Annotated in this window: 18 protein-coding genes and 1 other RNA gene; 9 read left to right on the top strand and 10 right to left on the bottom strand. The window is 63.3% G+C overall.

Annotated features, from left to right (window positions below; all coding sequences use genetic code 11):
* The first annotated feature begins 136 nt into the window (after nucleotides 1-136).
* From ubiD to ACZ5BO_RS33655, 3 genes are all read left to right on the top strand, one after another.
* The gene (gene ubiD / locus ACZ5BO_RS33665) at nucleotides 137-1,603 is read left to right on the top strand and encodes a 4-hydroxy-3-polyprenylbenzoate decarboxylase (RefSeq protein ID WP_025130914.1); all 1,467 of its coding nucleotides are present in this window, start codon (nucleotides 137-139) and stop codon (nucleotides 1,601-1,603) included.
* Entirely contained in the window at nucleotides 1,603-2,571 is a 969-nt protein-coding gene (locus ACZ5BO_RS33660; RefSeq protein WP_025130915.1) for a CDP-6-deoxy-delta-3,4-glucoseen reductase, read from the top strand. The genes ubiD and ACZ5BO_RS33660 overlap by 1 nt, the downstream gene beginning before the upstream one ends.
* 215 nt (nucleotides 2,572-2,786) lie before the next feature.
* Nucleotides 2,787-3,437 carry a gamma-glutamylcyclotransferase gene (locus ACZ5BO_RS33655; RefSeq protein ID WP_025130916.1) on the top strand — a complete coding sequence of 217 codons (651 nt, stop codon included), beginning with the start codon at nucleotides 2,787-2,789 and terminating at the stop codon, nucleotides 3,435-3,437.
* 33 nt (nucleotides 3,438-3,470) lie between these two features.
* Here the strand turns inward: ACZ5BO_RS33655 and ACZ5BO_RS33650 are convergent, their stop codons facing one another.
* Both ACZ5BO_RS33650 and ACZ5BO_RS33645 read right to left on the bottom strand, forming a co-directional pair.
* Entirely contained in the window at nucleotides 3,471-4,085 is a 615-nt protein-coding gene (locus ACZ5BO_RS33650) for a flagellar basal body-associated protein FliL (RefSeq protein ID WP_464697577.1), read from the bottom strand.
* Nucleotides 4,086-4,216: 131 nt separating this feature from the next.
* Nucleotides 4,217-5,194 (bottom strand): NADPH:quinone oxidoreductase family protein, encoded by a 978-nt coding sequence (locus ACZ5BO_RS33645; RefSeq protein WP_464697576.1) that lies wholly within the window; start codon nucleotides 5,192-5,194, stop codon nucleotides 4,217-4,219.
* A gap of 158 nt (nucleotides 5,195-5,352) precedes the next feature.
* Between ACZ5BO_RS33645 and ACZ5BO_RS33640 the strand changes: the two genes are divergently transcribed.
* Nucleotides 5,353-5,760 (top strand): flagellar basal body-associated protein FliL, encoded by a 408-nt coding sequence (locus ACZ5BO_RS33640; RefSeq protein WP_025130919.1) that lies wholly within the window; start codon nucleotides 5,353-5,355, stop codon nucleotides 5,758-5,760.
* A 101-nt stretch (nucleotides 5,761-5,861) separates the two neighbouring features.
* On the opposite strand, the gene ACZ5BO_RS33635 is transcribed toward ACZ5BO_RS33640, so the two are convergent.
* From ACZ5BO_RS33635 to ACZ5BO_RS33620, 4 genes are all read right to left on the bottom strand, one after another.
* Nucleotides 5,862-6,980, bottom strand: a complete 1,119-nt coding sequence (locus tag ACZ5BO_RS33635; RefSeq protein WP_025130920.1) for an ABC transporter permease — start codon at nucleotides 6,978-6,980, stop codon at nucleotides 5,862-5,864.
* A complete protein-coding gene (rbbA, locus tag ACZ5BO_RS33630; RefSeq protein WP_464697575.1) occupies nucleotides 6,980-9,703 on the bottom strand; it encodes a ribosome-associated ATPase/putative transporter RbbA in 2,724 nt (907 codons plus the stop codon). Before rbbA ends, ACZ5BO_RS33635 begins: the two co-directional genes overlap by 1 nt.
* A complete protein-coding gene (locus ACZ5BO_RS33625; RefSeq protein WP_464697574.1) occupies nucleotides 9,700-10,665 on the bottom strand; it encodes an HlyD family secretion protein in 966 nt (321 codons plus the stop codon). Before ACZ5BO_RS33625 ends, rbbA begins: the two co-directional genes overlap by 4 nt.
* A 185-nt stretch (nucleotides 10,666-10,850) precedes the next feature.
* Complete coding sequence (locus tag ACZ5BO_RS33620; protein WP_464697573.1) at nucleotides 10,851-11,300, bottom strand: EVE domain-containing protein; 450 nt, start codon at nucleotides 11,298-11,300, stop codon at nucleotides 10,851-10,853.
* A 197-nt stretch (nucleotides 11,301-11,497) separates the two neighbouring features.
* Here ACZ5BO_RS33620 and ACZ5BO_RS33615 point away from each other — a divergent pair, with 197 nt between their 5' ends.
* Nucleotides 11,498-11,647, top strand: a complete 150-nt coding sequence (locus tag ACZ5BO_RS33615; protein ID WP_015637431.1) for a hypothetical protein — start codon at nucleotides 11,498-11,500, stop codon at nucleotides 11,645-11,647.
* Nucleotides 11,648-11,680: 33 nt separating this feature from the next.
* Here ACZ5BO_RS33615 and ACZ5BO_RS33610 read toward each other — a convergent pair whose 3' ends face one another.
* The 4 genes from ACZ5BO_RS33610 to ACZ5BO_RS33595 form a co-directional block, all read right to left on the bottom strand.
* Nucleotides 11,681-12,286, bottom strand: coding sequence for a 5-formyltetrahydrofolate cyclo-ligase (locus tag ACZ5BO_RS33610; protein WP_025130924.1), 606 nt, complete (start codon nucleotides 12,284-12,286; stop codon nucleotides 11,681-11,683).
* A gap of 90 nt (nucleotides 12,287-12,376) precedes the next feature.
* Nucleotides 12,377-12,555: non-coding RNA, 6S RNA (ssrS, locus tag ACZ5BO_RS33605), on the bottom strand.
* Nucleotides 12,556-12,578: 23 nt separating this feature from the next.
* Nucleotides 12,579-12,902 carry a cell division protein ZapA gene (locus ACZ5BO_RS33600; protein WP_025130925.1) on the bottom strand — a complete coding sequence of 108 codons (324 nt, stop codon included), beginning with the start codon at nucleotides 12,900-12,902 and terminating at the stop codon, nucleotides 12,579-12,581.
* Nucleotides 12,899-13,108, bottom strand: a complete 210-nt coding sequence (locus ACZ5BO_RS33595; RefSeq protein ID WP_011064144.1) for a TIGR02449 family protein — start codon at nucleotides 13,106-13,108, stop codon at nucleotides 12,899-12,901. The genes ACZ5BO_RS33600 and ACZ5BO_RS33595 overlap by 4 nt, the downstream gene beginning before the upstream one ends.
* 235 nt (nucleotides 13,109-13,343) lie before the next feature.
* Between ACZ5BO_RS33595 and ACZ5BO_RS33590 the strand changes: the two genes are divergently transcribed.
* The 4 genes from ACZ5BO_RS33590 to ACZ5BO_RS33575 are packed head-to-tail and all read left to right on the top strand — an operon-like array spanning nucleotide 13,344 to nucleotide 16,921.
* Nucleotides 13,344-13,901, top strand: coding sequence for a YecA/YgfB family protein (locus ACZ5BO_RS33590; protein ID WP_025130926.1), 558 nt, complete (start codon nucleotides 13,344-13,346; stop codon nucleotides 13,899-13,901).
* Between the two features lie 23 nt (nucleotides 13,902-13,924).
* A complete protein-coding gene (gene pepP / locus ACZ5BO_RS33585) occupies nucleotides 13,925-15,259 on the top strand; it encodes a Xaa-Pro aminopeptidase (protein WP_025130927.1) in 1,335 nt (444 codons plus the stop codon).
* Nucleotides 15,256-16,443 (top strand): 2-octaprenyl-6-methoxyphenyl hydroxylase, encoded by a 1,188-nt coding sequence (ubiH, locus tag ACZ5BO_RS33580; protein WP_464697572.1) that lies wholly within the window; start codon nucleotides 15,256-15,258, stop codon nucleotides 16,441-16,443. The genes pepP and ubiH overlap by 4 nt, the downstream gene beginning before the upstream one ends.
* Nucleotides 16,436-16,921: a DUF4442 domain-containing protein gene (locus ACZ5BO_RS33575; protein WP_464697571.1), complete on the top strand. Its 486-nt coding sequence runs from the start codon at nucleotides 16,436-16,438 to the stop codon at nucleotides 16,919-16,921. The genes ubiH and ACZ5BO_RS33575 overlap by 8 nt, the downstream gene beginning before the upstream one ends.
* Nucleotides 16,922-16,927 lie beyond the last annotated feature (6 nt).

The raw sequence follows: 16,927 nt of genomic DNA, 5'->3' as shown, positions 1-16,927 counted from the left end.
GGGACCGCAGAAAGCCGGGGAAACCCGGCTTTTTGCTATCTGATTATTGATCAAACGGCAGTTCACTGTTCTGAACAGTGGGGTTCGGCGCTAAACTGCCTGCCCTGAACGCCACGGCGAAACACGAGGCTCAAGCATGCAGTATCGCGACTTGCGCGACTTTATCAGCGGCCTGGAACAGCGCGGTGAACTCAAGCGCATCCAGGTTCCGGTGTCCCCAGTGCTGGAAATGACCGAGGTCTGTGATCGCACCCTGCGTGCCAAAGGCCCGGCCCTGTTGTTCGAAAACCCCACAGGCTATGACATTCCGGTGCTTGGCAATCTGTTCGGCACTCCCGAACGAGTAGCCCTGGGCATGGGCGCCGAGGCCGTCAGCGAACTGCGGGAAATCGGCAAGTTGCTAGCCTTCCTCAAGGAACCGGAACCGCCCAAGGGGCTCAAGGACGCCTGGTCCAAGCTGCCGATCTTCCGCAAGATCATTTCCATGGCGCCCAAGGTGGTCAAGGATGCGGTGTGCCAGGAAGTGGTGATCGAGGGTGATGATGTCGACCTCGGCATGCTGCCGGTGCAGACCTGCTGGCCGGGCGATGTCGGCCCGCTGATCACTTGGGGCCTGACGGTGACCAAGGGCCCGAACAAGGATCGGCAGAACCTGGGCATCTACCGCCAGCAGGTGATCGGCCGCAACAAGGTGATCATGCGTTGGCTGAGCCACCGCGGCGGCGCCCTGGATTACCGCGAGTGGTGCGAAAAACACCCGGGCCAGCCGTTCCCGGTGTCCGTGGCCCTGGGCGCGGACCCTGCGACCATTCTCGGCGCCGTGACCCCGGTGCCGGACAGCCTTTCCGAATACGCCTTCGCCGGCCTGCTGCGGGGCAACCGTACCGAACTGGTGAAGTGCCGCGGCAATGACCTGCAGGTGCCGGCCACTGCCGAGATCATCCTGGAAGGGGTGATCCATCCTGGCGAAATGGCCGATGAAGGCCCGTACGGCGACCACACCGGCTACTACAACGAGGTCGACAGCTTCCCGGTGTTCACCGTGGAGCGCATCACCCACCGCATCAAGCCGATCTACCACAGCACCTACACCGGCCGGCCGCCGGATGAGCCGGCGATCCTCGGCGTAGCGCTGAATGAAGTGTTCGTGCCGATCCTGCAGAAGCAGTTCCCGGAAATCACCGACTTCTACCTGCCGCCCGAAGGCTGCTCGTACCGCATGGCGGTGGTGACCATGAAGAAGCAGTACCCGGGGCACGCCAAGCGCGTGATGCTGGGCGTCTGGTCGTTTTTGCGACAGTTCATGTACACCAAGTTCGTTATCGTCACCGACGACGATATCAATGCCCGGGACTGGAACGACGTGATCTGGGCCATCACCACGCGCATGGACCCCAAGCGCGACACGGTGATGATCGACAACACGCCGATCGACTACCTCGACTTCGCCTCGCCGGTCTCCGGCCTGGGTTCGAAGATGGGGCTCGATGCCACTCACAAGTGGCCTGGAGAAACCACCCGCGAGTGGGGCCGGGTCATCGTCAAGGATGAGGCGGTCACCCGCCGGATCGATGCCATCTGGAATCAGTTAGGAATAGATTGATGCGTGTAACCTTGCAGCCCTCCGGAGCAGTGCTTGAGACGCTGCCCGGCGAGCGGATTCTCGATGCGGCGCGGCGTTTGGGCTATGAATGCCCGCAGAGCTGCCGCAATGGCAACTGTCATGTGTGTGCTGCGTTGCTGGTGGAGGGCAGCGTGCAGCAGGCTGGCGATGTGAGGGATCACGGCGAGTTCTACACTTGCATTGCAGAGCCGCTGGAAGACTGCATCGTGCTGTGGGATGGCGTCCTTGCGCTGGGAGAATTGCCGGTGCGCAGCCTGTCGTGTCAGCTTACTGAATGCCTGGAGGTTGGCGGTGACGTCTGGCGTGTCAGGCTGCGGGCGCCGGCCGGCAAGCCGCCGCGTTATCACGCCGGGCAGTACCTGATGCTGGAACGCGACAATGGCGAGAAGTCGGCATTCTCCCTGGCTTCGGCGCCTCACAGCGGGCGGGACCTGGAGTTGCATGTGCTGGTGCGTGAAAACAGCGCTCAGAGCCTGATGGCGCAACTGCAGCGCACGCGCATGGCGCGGGTCGAGCTGCCTTTTGGTGACACCCACCTGGCCGAGCTGCCGGATGGCCCGCTGGTGCTGATCGCTGCCGGTACCGGTATGGCGCAGATGCACAGCCTGATCGAACATTGCCGGTCCGAGGGCTTCAAGCATCCGGTGCACCTGTATTGGGGAGTGCGTCGTCCGGAAGACTTCTACCAACTGGATCACTGGGACGAGTGGCTGCAATTGCCCAACCTCTACCTGCACAAGGTGGTCAGTGACCTGTGCGGCTGGGAAGGGCGCTGCGGCATGCTGCATGAAGCAGTCTGCGAGGACATCGCCGACCTGTCGGCGGTGCACGTCTACGCCAGCGGCTCGCCGGCGATGATCTACGCCACCCTGGATGCGCTGGTGAACGCCGGGATGGATGCCCATCAGATGCGCGCCGACGTGTTTGCCTACGCCCCGCGGCCCTGACTGCATCGGGCCGGCATGCCGCGTTATAACGCTGTATATAGCCCATCGGTATTTATCTAATTAAATAAATGCCGGTAGGTTATATATATGCCTCCAACTTAAGTGGCCAGCGCCTAGTGGCACTTAACTTGCCTTGAAACATATGTGTCTTGCAGTTACTGCCAAGCGTTCTATTTAGTAACTTCTTTTACGCGGGGAGCCGAACGCTATTCGCCATGACAGCCCTTGAATCCAGTTATCTGAATCTGGCTTATCCTCCCCGGCTCGACCTTGGGCCGCAGTTGACTCGCGAGCAGTTGCTCAACTCCATGCAGTCCACCATGTCCCGGCATAAAGGCGGCCCGGTCTGGCTGTTCGCCTACGGTTCATTGATCTGGCGTCCTGAGTGCTCGGCGGTGGAGCGTATGCGTGGGCGCGTGCATGGCTACCATCGGGGCCTGTACCTGTGGTCCCACGAACATCGCGGTACACCGGAGCGGCCGGGGCTGGTCTTCGGCCTGGACCGCGGCGGCTCCTGCAGCGGTTTTGCCTATCGCTTGCCGGAGGAGCAACTGGATGCTTCGCTGTATGCCCTGTGGCAGCGTGAGATGCCCTATCCCTCCTATCGCCCACACTGGCTCAACTGCCGTCTTGAGGATGGCAGCCTGGTGCAGGCCCTGGGGTTCGTGCTGGAGCGCCACCTGCCCAGCTACGCCGGCAACCTACCGGATCATGTGCTGAACCAGGTGTTCGAAAGTGCTTGCGGGCGTTATGGCACGACCCGTGACTACGTTGAGCAGACCGTCCAGGCCCTGCGCAGCCACGCCATGCCGGATCGCAACCTGGAGGCGCGGCTCAAGCGCTGCAAGACGTCGAGCGCCTGCTGAGCTGCTCTGCACAGAGCGGCCCAGGAGTGTTTGTCAGTCGCCGTCCCCCGGCAACAAATGTTCCTGGATCTTCTGGCTACGAGACTCAGACAACTGTCCCTTGTCGTCGAAGCGCAGCACGATCAACCAGTCATACACCGATTCCGGCCAGGACTTCTGCCCGGTCAACTTCTCGCCGTCGCCACCGAAAGCCTCGATCAGCTTGTAGATCTTCCCGTGGTGCCAGGCAATCAACAGGACCTGGGCCTGGTTGTCCTTGCCCAGGGACTTCACCAGCTTGTCGAACTCGTTGTTGTCATAGGGTTGTTCGATGTTCAGGTTCAGACGCTGGGCGAGCGGTACCAGGGTCAGTCGCGGGCGCGCGCTGTCCTTGCTGTCGCTGGTAGCGATCAGGCGCTGGGGAACCAGGCGCTGGCCTTCCAGTTGCAGCGGGTCAAAATACCTCCCATAGGCCTGGGCTCGCTCCTTGCCCCTGGGGCTCAGGCCGCTGCCCTGGTCAGGTTTTTCCGCGTGGCGAACAATCAGCACGGTGGTATTGCGCAGCCCTTGCACATCCCGGGCAAGGTCCTGCGCCGGGGTGTGCATGGCCATCATCAATGCCGGTAGCGCCACCAGCCCCCGTAGTAGCTTGCGTAGCCTCATGCTCATCATTCGCCCTCTGGTTGGGGAAGGTGCTGCGCTCGAACCGCAGCGAAACCTGCCCATGATTGAAGACGAAAATGCCCTGAGGGGTGGGTGAGCCGGAAGAAAATCTTCAGCAGCACGCCACCGTGGCGGGCTCAGCGAACCTGCACCACCACCTTGCCCACGGCCTTGCGCTGGCCGAGATCGTCGATGGCTCGGGCAGCCTCGGCCAATGGATAGACTTGAGATACCAACGGCTTGAGCTTGCCCTCGGCGAACCAGCCGAACAGTTGCTGGAAGTTTGCCGCGTTGTCCTGGGGCTGGCGCTGGGCAAAGGAACCCCAGAACACGCCCACCACGGCCGCCCCCTTGAGCAGCGCCAGGTTCACCGGCAGCTCGGGGATGCGTCCGCTGGCAAAACCCACCACCAGCAAGCGTCCGTTCCAGGCGATGGAGCGGATGGCCTGGTCGAACAGGTCGCCGCCCACCGGGTCGTAGATCACGTCGGCGCCATTGCCGTCGGTCAGGCGCTTGATCTCGTCCTTCAGGCTGGTTTCGCTGTAGTTGATCAGCTCGTCGGCCCCGGCGGCCTTGGCCACCGCGAGTTTCTCCGCGCTGCTGGCGGCGGCGATCACCCTCGCCCCCATGGCCTTGCCGATCTCCACGGCTGCCAGCCCGACCCCGCCCGAGGCGCCGAGCACCAGCAGGGTTTCACCGGGTTGCAGGTTGCCGCGTTGCTTGAGGGCGTGCATCGAGGTGCCGTAGGTCATGCTGAAGGCCGCCGCGGTGTTGAAGTCCATGGCGGCGGGAATCGGCAGCACGTTGTAGCCCGGCACGGCCACCTGCTCGGCAAAGCTGCCCCAGCCGGTCAGGGCCATGACCCGGTCGCCGGGCTTGAGGTGGCCGATCTTTTCGCCTACGGCGCTGACCACGCCGGCTGCCTCACCACCCGGGGAAAAGGGGAAGGGCGGCTTGAACTGGTATTTGCCCTCGATGATCAGAGTGTCCGGGAAGTTGACTCCCGCAGCGTGCACGTCCAGCAGGATCTCGTTCTTCTTCGGCACGGGACTTGCGACCTCTTCCAGCACCAGCGTTTCGGCGGGGCCGAAGGCTTTGCACAGCACGGCTTTCATCAGGGCTATTCCTTTGGGAGTGGTGGCCGATAAGTGTAGGAGTGTGAATCAGGCGGTCAACGAGCATGCCCGGTCCTGATAGCCAGCCATAAGCTTGTGCTTGGGCTCAGGCGGACGGGCCTTTATGCTAGGCCGCAAACCGGATTAAGGAGTGAATTGTGAAAGCGTGGATCATGTTGCTGCTGGCCCTCTCCCTGCCCATGGCAGCCGTGGCCGAAGAGGCCAAAGAAGGCGAAGCCCCGAAAGTCAGCTACATCAGCCTGAGCCCGCCATTCGTGGGCAACTACGGCCTCGATGGCAGTCCGAAACTCAAGGTCTACAAGGCCGATGTGGCACTGCGAGTGACCGGCGATGCCTCGGCCCAGGCGGTCAAGGCCAATGAGCCGTTGATTCGCAACCAGTTGGTGGCCTTGTTCGCCCAGCAGACCAGCGACACCATGAACAACGTCGAGGCCAAGGAAAAGCTGCGCCAGGAAGCCCTCAAGCAGGTGCAGCAGGTGATGAACGACGAGACCGGCAAGCCGGTGGTGGAAGACCTGCTGTTCAACAACCTGATCATCCAGTAGGCCTGCCCGCTGTAGGAGCTGGCTTGCCAGCGAAGACGCCCGAGAGGGCGATACAGGGCTGAGGCCCCTTCGCCGGCAAGCCGGCTCCTACGAGGTGTGGGTCATGAGGCCAGGCTCTTGCGAAAGCGTGCCAGGGCGATGGCGAAGAACAGCAGGCCGATGGTCGCCAGGGCCAGCAGGTCGGGCCAGACCACATTGACCCCGGCATCACGAAACAGGATCGCTGCACTGAGGCTGACAAAGTGCGTCGAGGGCGAGCCCTGCATCACCCATTGCAGCCACTGCGGCATGCTGTCCAGGGGGGTGCTGCCGCCGGACAACAGCAGCATCGGGATGATCACCGGAATCGCCAACAGGCCGAACTGCGGAGTCGAGCGAGCCAATGTGGCGAGGAAGATGCCCAGGGCGGTGCTGGCGAACAGGTAGAGCGCGGTGACCATCAGGAACAATCCCATGGAGCCCGCCAGTGGCACCCCCAGCACGCCTTTGACTATCACCTCCAGCGACACCCAGGTGCACAGCACCACCACCAGCATATTGCTCCAGACCTTCGCCAGCATGATCTCCAAGGCTGTCAACGGCAGTACCAGCAGGTGGTCGAGGGTGCCGTGTTCCCGTTCGCGCAGCAGCGCGGTGCCTGTGAGCACAATGGCCAGGATAGTGATGTTGTTGACGATCTGGATTACCGCCAGAAACCAGCCGCCTTGCAGGTTGGTGTTGAACAGCGCGCGGGTGGTCAGAAGGGCCGGGGTCTGGCTCGTGGCATCCGCCTGATTGGCATAGTTGAGCAGCTCGCGCTGGAAGATCCGGCCAATGTAGCCGGCGCCCATGAAGGCCTGGCTCATGGCGGTGGCGTCGACGTTGACCTGCACTGCGGGCTGGCGTCCGGCCAGCAGATCGCTCTGGAAGTTGGCCGGCACATTGATCACGAAGGTGTACCGGCCACTGTCCATCACCGCGTCCAACTGGTCATAGGGCAGTGGCTCCGGAGCCTGGAACTCCGGGGGTTGCAGGGATTCGGTCAACTGGCGCGACAGCAGGCTGTGGTCTTCATCCACCACGGCCACGCTGGCGTTGTGCACCCCGATCACCGAGCCGGCGGCGGGCAGGTAGATGGCCACGGTGAAGGCGTACAGCAGGAACAGCAACAGGACGCTGTCGTGGCGCAGGCTGGTGAGCTCCTTCAGGCCCAGGCGCAGGATATGGGCAAGCCGATTCATCAGACCTCCTGCTTTTTCAACATGACCAGGCTGAGCCCGGTGAAGCCGAGGAAAAACCCGACCAGGGCCAGGCACTGGGGCCACAGCTCGCGCAGGTCGAGGGCTTTGGTGAAGGTGCCGACGGCGATATCGAGGAAATACCCGGCCGGGAACAGCTGCCCCATGATCGCTGCCGAACCGTCCAGGGACGAGCGCGGCACGATCAGCCCGGAGAACTGGATGGTCGGCAGGCTGGTGATGATCATGGTGCCGAGAATCGCCGCGATCTGGGTGCGGGTGAAGGCCGAGATCAGCAGCCCCATGCTGGTGGTGGCCAGCACGTAGAGCACGCCGCCCAGGGCCAGGGTCAGGCCGCTGCCCTTGAAGGGCACGCCGAACAGCCAGCGGTTCATCGCCACCAGCAACGCCAGGTTGATCAGGCTGACCGCCAGATAAGGTGCCTGCTTGCCCAGGAGAAACTCCAGGCGGGTCAGGGGTGTGGCGTAGAAGTTGGTGATCGAGCCCAGCTCCTTCTCGCGGACGATGCCCAGGGCCGTGAGCATGGCCGGGATGAAGGCCAGGATCAGTGCCATGACCCCGGGGCCGATGGCGTTGACGCTGACCACGTCCTGGTTGTACCTGAAGCGGGTTTCCAGCTTGGCTGCGGGCCTGGAGTTGAGGGCCGGGCTGCTCTGTTCCGCCAGCCGTTCCAGGTTGGCCTGGTGCACGGCCTCGACATAGTTACGGCTGGTTTCCGCGCGAAACGGCATGCCGCCATCCAGCCAGGCGGCCACCGCCGGCTGGCGACCGGCATACAGGTCACGGCCGAAGCCGGGCGGGATCTCCAGGGCCAGCTTGATGTCCGAGCGCTGCAGGCGCCGGTGCAATTCGGCGGAGCTGCGAATGAGCGGTTTTTCCTCGAAGTAGCGCGAGCTGCGAAAGGCCTCCAGGTAGGCGCGGCTTTGCGGCGTCTGGTCCTGGTCGTAGACGGCGAAGGCGAGTTTCTCCACATCCAGGGAAATGCCATAGCCGAAGATCACCATCATGAAGATCGCCCCCAGCAGGGCGAAGCCCAGGCGCACCTTGTCCCGCAGCAGTTCCTTGCCTTCCCGGGTGGCCACCGCCAGCAGGCGGGCCAGGCTCAGGCCCGAGCGGGGCGGCGCGATGGCGGTGGCGCTGGCCGGTGCCGTGGCCTCCGGAGGCGGTGGGCTGTCCGGTGCTCCCTGCGCCTCCTCCAGGCAGCGGACGAAGGCCGCCTCCAGAGTGTCGCCGGCAAACTGTTGCTGCAGCGCTGCCGGGGTGTCGCAAGCCAGTACCTTGCCTGCGTGCATCAGCGAGATGCGGTCGCAGCGTTGCGCCTCGTTCATGAAGTGGGTGGACAGGAAGATGGTCACGCCCTGTTCCCGGGACAGTTCGATCAGCAGGCGCCAGAAGTCGTCGCGGGCTGCCGGATCCACGCCGGAAGTGGGTTCGTCGAGGATCAGCACTTCCGGGCGGTGCAGCACCGCGACCGCCAGGGACAAGCGCTGGCGCAGGCCCAGGGGCAGGGCGCCGGACTGTTGTTCGGCAATCGCTCCGAGGTCGAAGCGCTGGATCAGTTCCTCGATGCGCGGAGCGCTTTCGGCGGTCGGCAGGTCGAACAGGCGAGCGTGCAGCTCCAGGTTCTGGCGCACGCTGAGCTCGCCATACAGGGAGAAACTCTGGGACATGAAACCGACCCGCTTGCGGGTGGCCAGGTCCTTGGCGTTCACCGGGTTGCCCAGCAGCTTGGCACTGCCTTCACTGGCCGGCATCAGCCCGGTGAGGACTTTCATGGTGGTGGTCTTGCCACAGCCATTGGAACCGAGGAAGCCGAAGATTTCCCCGCGGCCGATGGCGAAGCTGACCTTGTTGACTGCGGTGAAGTCGCCGAAACGCAGGGTCAGCTCGTGGGCTTCAATGGCGATGTCCTGGTTGTCGCTGCAGCGGGGCGGGATCACCAGTGGCTGATTGTCATGGCCTGTGTCGCCCTGGAAATGGGTGAAGGCGTCATCCAGCTTGCCGCTGGGCGTCACTTGCGCCAGCTCCTGGCTCAGGCCCTGGGCAATCATCCGGCCCTGGTCGAGCATCAGGCAGTGTTCGAACTGCTCGGCCTCTTCCATGTAGGCGGTGGCCACCAGCAGGGTCAGTTGCGGGCGTTGCTGGCGCACGTCCTCCACCAGCTCCCAGAAACGCCGGCGCGAAAGCGGGTCGACCCCGGTGGTGGGTTCGTCGAGGATCAGCAGGTCCGGTTCGTGGATCAGCGCGCAGCACAGGCCGAGTTTCTGTTTCATCCCGCCGGACAGCTTGCCCGCCGGACGTTCGGCGAAGCGCAGCAGATCAGTGGCCAGCAGCAGGCTGTGCATGCGCTGTTCGCACTCGTCCTTGGGCAGGCCGAACAGGGTCGCGAAGAAGCGGATGTTCTCGCTGATGGAGAGTTCGGGGTACAGGTTGCCCCCCAACCCCTGGGGCATGAAGGCGATGCGCGGGTAGAGGCTGCTGCGGTGGCGGCGCTGGGAAATGGCGCCGCCGAGCACTTGCAACTCGCCTTGCTGGAGTTTCTTGACCCCGGCAATCAGCCCGAGCAGGCTCGACTTGCCGGCGCCGTCGGGGCCGATCAGGCCGCAGCGGGTGCCCGCCGGCAGGCTGAAGCCGATGTCGATCAGGGCCTGCTGTGAGCCATAGCGATGGCTGAGCCCGCTGGCTTGCAGCGCCAGGGCGCTCATTTCAGGTTGGCCGGCCAGTCCACGGGAGCGGTGCGCACATAACCGGCGCCGGGCATTCCCGGTTTGGCCTGGGGCACGGCGGCGGGTTGAGTCAGGCGCACCTTGACCCGGAACACCAGCTTCTGGCGTTCGTCCCGGGTTTCCACCTCTTTGGGGGTGAACTGGGACTTGGCCGCGACGAAGCTGATCTTCGCCGGCAGGGGCTGGTTGGGCAGGGCGTCGAGGAGGATCCGCGACTCGTCGCCAACGGTCAGGCGGCCGGTGACCGAAGCCGGCAGGTAGAGGTTCATGTACTGGTCGTTGGGGTCGATCAGCAGCAGCACACGGCCGCCGGCGCCCAGCACTTCGCCGGGTTCGGCCAGGCGCAGTTGGATGATGCCGTCGATGGGCGCCCGCAGGCTGCTGTCGTCGATTTCGCTGGTGAGCTGGGCAACCTGGGCCTGGGCGGCGCCGATGGCGGCCTTTACTGCCGCGACCTGGGCCTGGGCAGCCAGCACCGCGGCGTTGCCGGTGTTCAGTCGGGCCTGCTGCTGATCGATGATCTGCTGGCTGGCGAAGCCGCGCTTGAACAGTTCCTGGGAGCGCTTGAGTTCCTGGTTGGCCAGCAGCAGTTCGCTCTGGCGCAGTTGCACATTGGCTTCTGCTGCGGACAGGTTTTCCCGGGCTCGCACCACCTCGGCCTCGGCCTGGCTGCGCTGGGCTTCCAGGGTGCGGGTGTCCATGCGCGCCAGCAACTGGCCCTGGAGCACCTTGTCGCCTTCATTGACCCGCACTTCTGCCAGGCGCCCGGGGATCTTGCTGGCGATCTGCACTTCGGTGGCTTCGAGTCGACCATTGCCCATGCTCAGCCCTTCGGGCAGGCGATCCTGCAGGGACTTCCAGTAACCGAAGCCACCGGCGGCAACCAACAGAATCAGGAGGGAAACAGCAAAAAGGCGGGAAGAACGGTGGTTCGTCGACATGTGTTCTGCGTCCTGCGGCAATAGCGTCCTAGTCTGACGAAGCAAGGCTCTTGCTAGCTTGATGCTCGTCAAATGAAAGGGCCAAGCCTAACCCTATTGTCCGCAGGCTGCATGGTGATCAGGACAAAAATGCGCTGAAGCCTGGGTCTTTGAGGCTGCGCTGTCCCGGCGCCCAGGGCTTGTACTCAACGCAGAGCGAGTATGGCCGCCCACTGATCGGCGCTGACCGGCATCACCGACAGGCGACTGCCTTTGTGCACCAGGGGCAACTCGGCGAGGGCTGATTGCTGCTTGAGGTAGTCCAGGCGCAGGACCTTGCCGAAGGTCTCCACATGGGCCACGTCGATCGCGCTCCAGGCGTTCTTCTCGGCACTGGACTTGGGGTCGAAATAGACGCTGTCCGGTTCCAGGGCGGTCGGGTCCGGGTAGGCGGCCCGAATGATCCGGCCAATGCCGGCGATACCCGGTTCCGGGCAGCTGGAGTGGTAGAAGAAGAATTCGTCGCCTACCGCCATGGCGCGCAGGAAGTTGCGCGCCTGGTAATTGCGCACTCCGTCCCAGCGGGCTTGGCCGAGGTGCTGCAAACCCTGGATCGAGAGCTCGTCGGGCTCGGATTTCATCAGCCAATAGGCCATCTTGCTTACCCTCCAAAGGGTGATTGGGCAGGTTGTCGGGCAATTTTATGACAAACCGACGGTCGGTTGACGTCAGCGTTTGCGTGTCGGTTCACGTTATCGCAGAATGCCGGGATTTTAAGCTTGACGCTGCTGCACGGGCCGTTGTTAGAACCGTTGCTGTCATCGTGTGTGACTTGCCCGAGGGGGGGCAATCGATGAAACGCCAACCGGATTTACTATGGATTTTGGTTATTTTGTTCGGTTTGGGCGTTGTGACCACCGGTTATGCGCAGAGCTTGTGGGCAAGCAAGACCGATGCCCCCATCGAAATCGCACAACAGCAGCCGCAGCCTTTCAAGCGCTGAACCATCTCGGGTGCCGCTGATCGAACGCGGCACCTATCGAGCGAAGTACCAGCCCCGATCCGTCACCGTTCCCTGCAAGGGTACATCCCAACTGGCCTGGTCCAGCTTTCCGACTTTCTGACATTCATGGGCCAGCCCCAGCAGCTTCGGCTTGCGCCAGTTCTGGCGCCGCGCAAGGTAGGCCAGGCTGCGGTCATAAAAGCCGCCACCCATCCCCAGGCGTCCACCTTCTTCATCAAAGCCAACCAGGGGCAGCAGCACCAGGTCCAGGGCCCAGACCTTGCGTTGCCGCGCGCAATTGACCCGGGGCTCGAGAATGCGAAAACGATTGGGCCGAAGCGTTTCTCCCGGGAGGATGCGTTGGAAAACCATCTTGGTCCGGGGCCAGGCGCTGAGCACCGGCAGGTAGGTGGCCTTGCCCCGGCGCTGGGCGGCACGCAGCAGCAGGCGCGGGTCGATTTCACCGTCGGTGGGCAGATACAGGGACAGGTGCCGGGCCCGACGAAACACCGGGTCCTGTGCCAGTTGGCGGTACAGGCCGAGGGCTGCCTGGCGTTGTTCGGCAGGGCTCAGGGCGCGGCGGGCCTTGCGCAGCATGCGGCGAAGTTGCGGGCGGGAAAGCGGCGCAGGTTCGGTCATGAAAGAGGCTATGAGAAGGTCGGATTTGGCAGAACAGCCTACCCGGAAAAACCAATGCCAGCATGGATAACTGGCATTGGCTGACAATTCAGGCTCCCCAGGCGAACCGCTGTCGACTTAGCCCTTGAACCCGAAAGTTCAAGGCGGAAGATGCAGCAGGCTTTAAGGCTTTCCGTCTAGCGGACATGCACACCAGCCCAACGTGCAACTTCCAGGGTAGTGCGAATCGGCTCAGGGACATCGCCAACTGGCAAGCACCCCAGGGAGTGGCGGGAGTATACCGCAACCGCTGTCAGGAATCAGCTTTGCTTGTGTCCGAATCAGTGGCCAGGACCAGGTCAACACGCTCCAGCAGGTCGCGCACCTGTTCACGGGTTGTTGCATTGGCCTGCACGTCCGGGCGCTCCTGGCGGTGCAGCAGGTCGTGGGTGATGTTCAGCGCGGCCATGACCGCAATGCGATCGGCACCAATGACTTTGCCGCTGCTGCGGATCTCGCGCATCTTGCCGTCCAGGTAGCGGGCGGCGCTGACCAGGTTGCTGCGTTCTTCCTGGGGGCAGATGATCGAATATTCTTTGTCGAGGATCTGCACGGTAACGCTATTGCTTGAACTCATGAGTCTTGCTCCAGGGCCTTGAGGCGCGAAATCATCGATTCGACCTTACGCCGGGCGATTTCGTTTTTTTCAATGAGGTGCGCGCGTTCCTCGCGCCAGGTCTTTTCCTGAGCTAATAAGAGTGCGTTTTGACTCTTTAGTTGCTCGACCCGGGTAATAAGCAGCTCGAGTCTGGCCATCAGTGCGTGCAGGTCGGTGTCTTCCATTGTGTCCCACTGAAGTTGGTCTGATGAGTGGCAACTGGCTGGGCAGCGTCTGGACGGGGTGAATAATCCTGGCGCATCGGGCGCTGTCCGGTCGGTAATCTGTCGGTCGCCCAAGGCCCTGCGGACCTCTGTAGCGGGGCGCAAGGCACAACACGGCGCTGGCAATGAATGATGACACGCCCTACGATACAAGGCCTTCATTCTAGACATTGCGCCGCCTGGCGCCTAGCTGCCCATGCCCATTCAGAATTCCCCGTATAACGCCTTCGCCACCCTGCTCAGCAGCAGCGGTCATCCTGTTTCCCCTGCCGAATTGCACGGCCTGTTGCTGGGGCGCAGTTGCGCCGGTGCCGGCTTCGAGGTCGATGGCTGGCTGGTGGACGCCGCCGAACTGCTCGAAGGCGAGCCGCAAGACAACGTACGCAACGCCTTGATTGGCCTGCAGGAAATGGTCAAGGGCGAGCTCACCAGCGATGACATGACCGTGGTCCTGCTGCTGCCCAGCGATGATGCGCCCCTGACCGAGCGTGCCGCGGCCCTGGGCCAGTGGTGCCAGGGGTTCCTCGCCGGTTTCGGCCTCAATTCCCGTGACAGCAGTGCCCTGAGCACGGAGGCCACGGAAGTGTTGCAGGACCTTGCAGCGATTGCCCAGGTGCAGGACGCCTTGGAAGAATCCGAGGACGGCGAAAGCGACTACATGGAAGTGATGGAGTACCTGCGGGTTGCCCCCTTGCTGCTGTTCACCGAAACCAACAAGACCGTTGCACCGGCTGCCAAGCCTTCTCTGCACTGATCGACAGGGAATTCTGTCTGCCCATGATTCATATCCCGAAATCGGAATACGGCCGTCGCCGCAGGGCGCTCATGGCGCAGATGGAACCCAACAGCATCGCGATCCTGCCGGCTGCGGCCGTGGCCATTCGCAATCGCGACGTGGAGCATGTCTACCGCCAGGACAGCGACTTCCAGTACCTCAGTGGCTTTCCCGAGCCCCAGGCCGTGATCGTGCTGATACCCGGTCGCGAGCATGGCGAGTACCTGCTGTTCTGCCGCGAGCGCAATGCCGAACGCGAGCTCTGGGACGGTCTGCGGGCCGGCCAGGAAGGAGCAATCCGTGACTACGGTGCCGATGATGCCTTCCCCATCACCGATATCGACGACATCCTCCCGGGCCTGATCGAAGGGCGTGACCGGGTCTACTCGGCCATGGGCAGCAACCCTGAGTTCGATCGCCACCTGATGGACTGGATCAACGTGATCCGCTCCAAAGCCCACCTTGGCGCCCAGCCACCGAACGAATTCGTTGCCCTGGATCATCTGCTGCACGACATGCGCCTGTATAAATCGGCGGCAGAAGTGAAGGTGATGCGCGAGGCGGCACGGATTTCCGCCCAGGCCCATATCCGGGCAATGCAGGCCAGCCGTGCCGGCCTGCATGAATTCAGCCTGGAGGCCGAACTGGATTACGAGTTCCGCAAGGGCGGGGCGAAGATGCCGGCCTATGGCTCCATCGTCGCGTCCGGGCGCAACAGTTGCATCCTGCATTACCAGCAGAATGACGCCGTGCTCAAGGACGGTGACCTGGTGCTGATCGACGCCGGCTGCGAGATCGATTGCTACGCCAGCGACATCACACGGACCTGGCCGGTCAATGGCAAGTTCTCGCCTGAGCAGCGGGCGATCTACGAGTTGGTGCTGGCTTCCCAGGAAGCGGCCTTTGCCGAGATTGCCCCGAACAAGCACTGGAACCAGGCCCATGAGGCAACGGTTCGGGTGATCACCGCCGGCCTGGTGACGCTCGGCCTGCTGCAAGGTGAGGTCGACGAGCTGATTGCCAGTGAGGCCTACAAGGCGTTTTACATGCACCGTGCCGGTCACTGGCTGGGCATGGATGTACATGATGTCGGCGAATACAGGGTCGGCGGCGAGTGGCGGGTGTTGGAGGTCGGCATGGCGCTGACCGTCGAGCCGGGCATCTATATCTCCCCGGACAACCAGCAGGTAGCGAAGAAATGGCGCGGCATTGGCGTGCGCATCGAGGACGACGTGGTAGTGACCAAGCAGGGCTGTGAAATTCTGACCGGTGGCGTGCCCAAGCGTGTTGCCGAGATTGAGGCACTGATGGCCGCAGCCCAGGGTGGTGTGGCATGAGCCGGGTCAATCTGGCGATCATTGGCGGCGGCCTGGTAGGCGCCAGCCTGGCCCTGGCGCTGCAGGCCGGAGCCAAGGCCCGGGGCTGGAAGATCGTGCTGATCGAGCCCTTTGCCCCGGGCGACAGCTTCCAGCCCAGCTACGACGCCCGCTCTTCGGCCCTGTCCTTCGGCGCCCGGCAGATCTATCAGCGCCTGGGCCTGTGGCAGTCGATTTCCCGACGCGCCGAGCCGATCAAGCAGATTCACGTGTCCGACCGTGGGCGGTTTTCCACCGCGCGCCTGTCGGCCATGGAAGAGGGCGTCCCGGCCCTGGGCTATGTAGTGGAAAACGCCTGGCTCGGCCAATGCCTGTGGCAGGGCCTGGACAAGGACGTGATCAGCTGGCGCTGCCCGGCCGAGGTCACTCGCCTGGAGCCGCTGCAAGGCGGTTATCGCCTGACCCTCAATGATGAAACCACCCTGGAATGCGACCTGGCGGTGCTCGCCGACGGCGGACGCTCCGGGCTGCGCGAGCAACTGGGCATCGGGGTCAAGCACCGCCCCTATAACCAGAGCGCGCTGATCGCCAACATCACCCCCAGCGAAGCCCACAATGGCATGGCGTTCGAGCGCTTTACCGATGACGGCCCGATGGCCTTGCTGCCGCTGCCGGAGAATCGCTGCGCACTGATCTGGACCCGCCAGGGCATGGATGCGCAGCGCCTGGCCGAGTTGGACGAGCGGGCCTTCCTCAGCGAGTTGCAGGGTGTGTTCGGCTATCGCCTGGGCACCCTCAAGCAAGTCGGCGCGCGGCACCTGTACCCACTGTCACTGGTAGAGGCCGAAGAACAGGTGCGTCCGCACCTGGTGGTGCTGGGCAATGCCGCCCACAGCCTGCATCCGATTGCCGGCCAGGGTTTCAACCTGTCACTGCGCGATGCCCAGGCTCTGGCGGATGCCTTGCTGGCCAGCGAGCGGACGCCGGGGGACTTCTCGGTGTTGCAGGCCTACCGCGAGCGCCAGCGCCTGGACCAGGACCTGACCGTGGGGTTCTCCGACCAGGTCACGCGATTGTTCGGCAGCAAGCTGCCTCTGCTGTCGGTGGGGCGCAATCTGGGCCTGCTGGGGCTGGACCTGCTGCCTCCAGCCAAGCGCTGGTTCGCCCGTCAGGCCATGGGCCTGGGTACCCGTCCGGATGCGTGACTGGTTGACCCGGCGTGTCGGCAAGGCACGTTTGTTGCGCTGGTTGCTCAGCCTGTACCCACCCTATCTGGGGGCGGGTGTGCGGGTGCGGCACATCAGCGCGGATTTCCGTGAAGCCCAGGTCGCCATGGGCCTGGGCTGGTACAACCGCAACTATGTCGGGACCCAGTTCGGCGGCAGCCTGTATTCGATGGTGGACCCGTTTTTCATGCTGATGCTGATGGAGAACCTGGGGCGCGACTACATCGTCTGGGACAAGGCTGCGGCCATTGATTTCATCGCTCCGGGCAAGGGCCCGGTGTTCGCCCGGTTCAACATCGATCAGGCGTTGCTCGACGAGATCCGCCGGCAGACCGCCAATGACGAGAAATACCTGCCGCAGTTGCAGGTGGAGATTCATGATGGCTCCGGCACCCTGGTGGCGCGGGTCGATAAAACCCTTTACGTGCGGCGCAAGCCGCAAGCGAGACAGGCCTAAAGCATG

The sequence above is a fragment of the Pseudomonas sp. FFPRI_1 genome, assembly GCF_055384485.1.
This window is presented reverse-complemented; position numbering and strand designations above follow the sequence as displayed.

What these genes read in the sequence shown, in the direction of transcription:
- ubiD (WP_025130914.1), top strand. Translation starts at nt 137, where the DNA reads ATGCAGTATCGCGACTTGCGCGACTTTATCAGCGGCCTGGAACAGCGC.
- ACZ5BO_RS33660 (WP_025130915.1), top strand. Translation starts at nt 1,603, where the DNA reads ATGCGTGTAACCTTGCAGCCCTCCGGAGCAGTGCTTGAGACGCTGCCC.
- ACZ5BO_RS33655 (WP_025130916.1), top strand. Translation starts at nt 2,787, where the DNA reads ATGACAGCCCTTGAATCCAGTTATCTGAATCTGGCTTATCCTCCCCGG.
- ACZ5BO_RS33650 (WP_464697577.1), bottom strand. Translation starts at nt 4,085, where the DNA reads ATGAGCATGAGGCTACGCAAGCTACTACGGGGGCTGGTGGCGCTACCG.
- ACZ5BO_RS33645 (WP_464697576.1), bottom strand. Translation starts at nt 5,194, where the DNA reads ATGAAAGCCGTGCTGTGCAAAGCCTTCGGCCCCGCCGAAACGCTGGTG.
- ACZ5BO_RS33635 (WP_025130920.1), bottom strand. Translation starts at nt 6,980, where the DNA reads ATGAATCGGCTTGCCCATATCCTGCGCCTGGGCCTGAAGGAGCTCACC.
- rbbA (WP_464697575.1), bottom strand. Translation starts at nt 9,703, where the DNA reads ATGAGCGCCCTGGCGCTGCAAGCCAGCGGGCTCAGCCATCGCTATGGC.
- ACZ5BO_RS33625 (WP_464697574.1), bottom strand. Translation starts at nt 10,665, where the DNA reads ATGTCGACGAACCACCGTTCTTCCCGCCTTTTTGCTGTTTCCCTCCTG.
- ACZ5BO_RS33620 (WP_464697573.1), bottom strand. Translation starts at nt 11,300, where the DNA reads ATGGCCTATTGGCTGATGAAATCCGAGCCCGACGAGCTCTCGATCCAG.
- ACZ5BO_RS33615 (WP_015637431.1), top strand. Translation starts at nt 11,498, where the DNA reads ATGAAACGCCAACCGGATTTACTATGGATTTTGGTTATTTTGTTCGGT.
- ACZ5BO_RS33610 (WP_025130924.1), bottom strand. Translation starts at nt 12,286, where the DNA reads ATGACCGAACCTGCGCCGCTTTCCCGCCCGCAACTTCGCCGCATGCTG.
- ACZ5BO_RS33600 (WP_025130925.1), bottom strand. Translation starts at nt 12,902, where the DNA reads ATGAGTTCAAGCAATAGCGTTACCGTGCAGATCCTCGACAAAGAATAT.
- ACZ5BO_RS33595 (WP_011064144.1), bottom strand. Translation starts at nt 13,108, where the DNA reads ATGGAAGACACCGACCTGCACGCACTGATGGCCAGACTCGAGCTGCTT.
- ACZ5BO_RS33590 (WP_025130926.1), top strand. Translation starts at nt 13,344, where the DNA reads ATGCCCATTCAGAATTCCCCGTATAACGCCTTCGCCACCCTGCTCAGC.
- pepP (WP_025130927.1), top strand. Translation starts at nt 13,925, where the DNA reads ATGATTCATATCCCGAAATCGGAATACGGCCGTCGCCGCAGGGCGCTC.
- ubiH (WP_464697572.1), top strand. Translation starts at nt 15,256, where the DNA reads ATGAGCCGGGTCAATCTGGCGATCATTGGCGGCGGCCTGGTAGGCGCC.
- ACZ5BO_RS33575 (WP_464697571.1), top strand. Translation starts at nt 16,436, where the DNA reads ATGCGTGACTGGTTGACCCGGCGTGTCGGCAAGGCACGTTTGTTGCGC.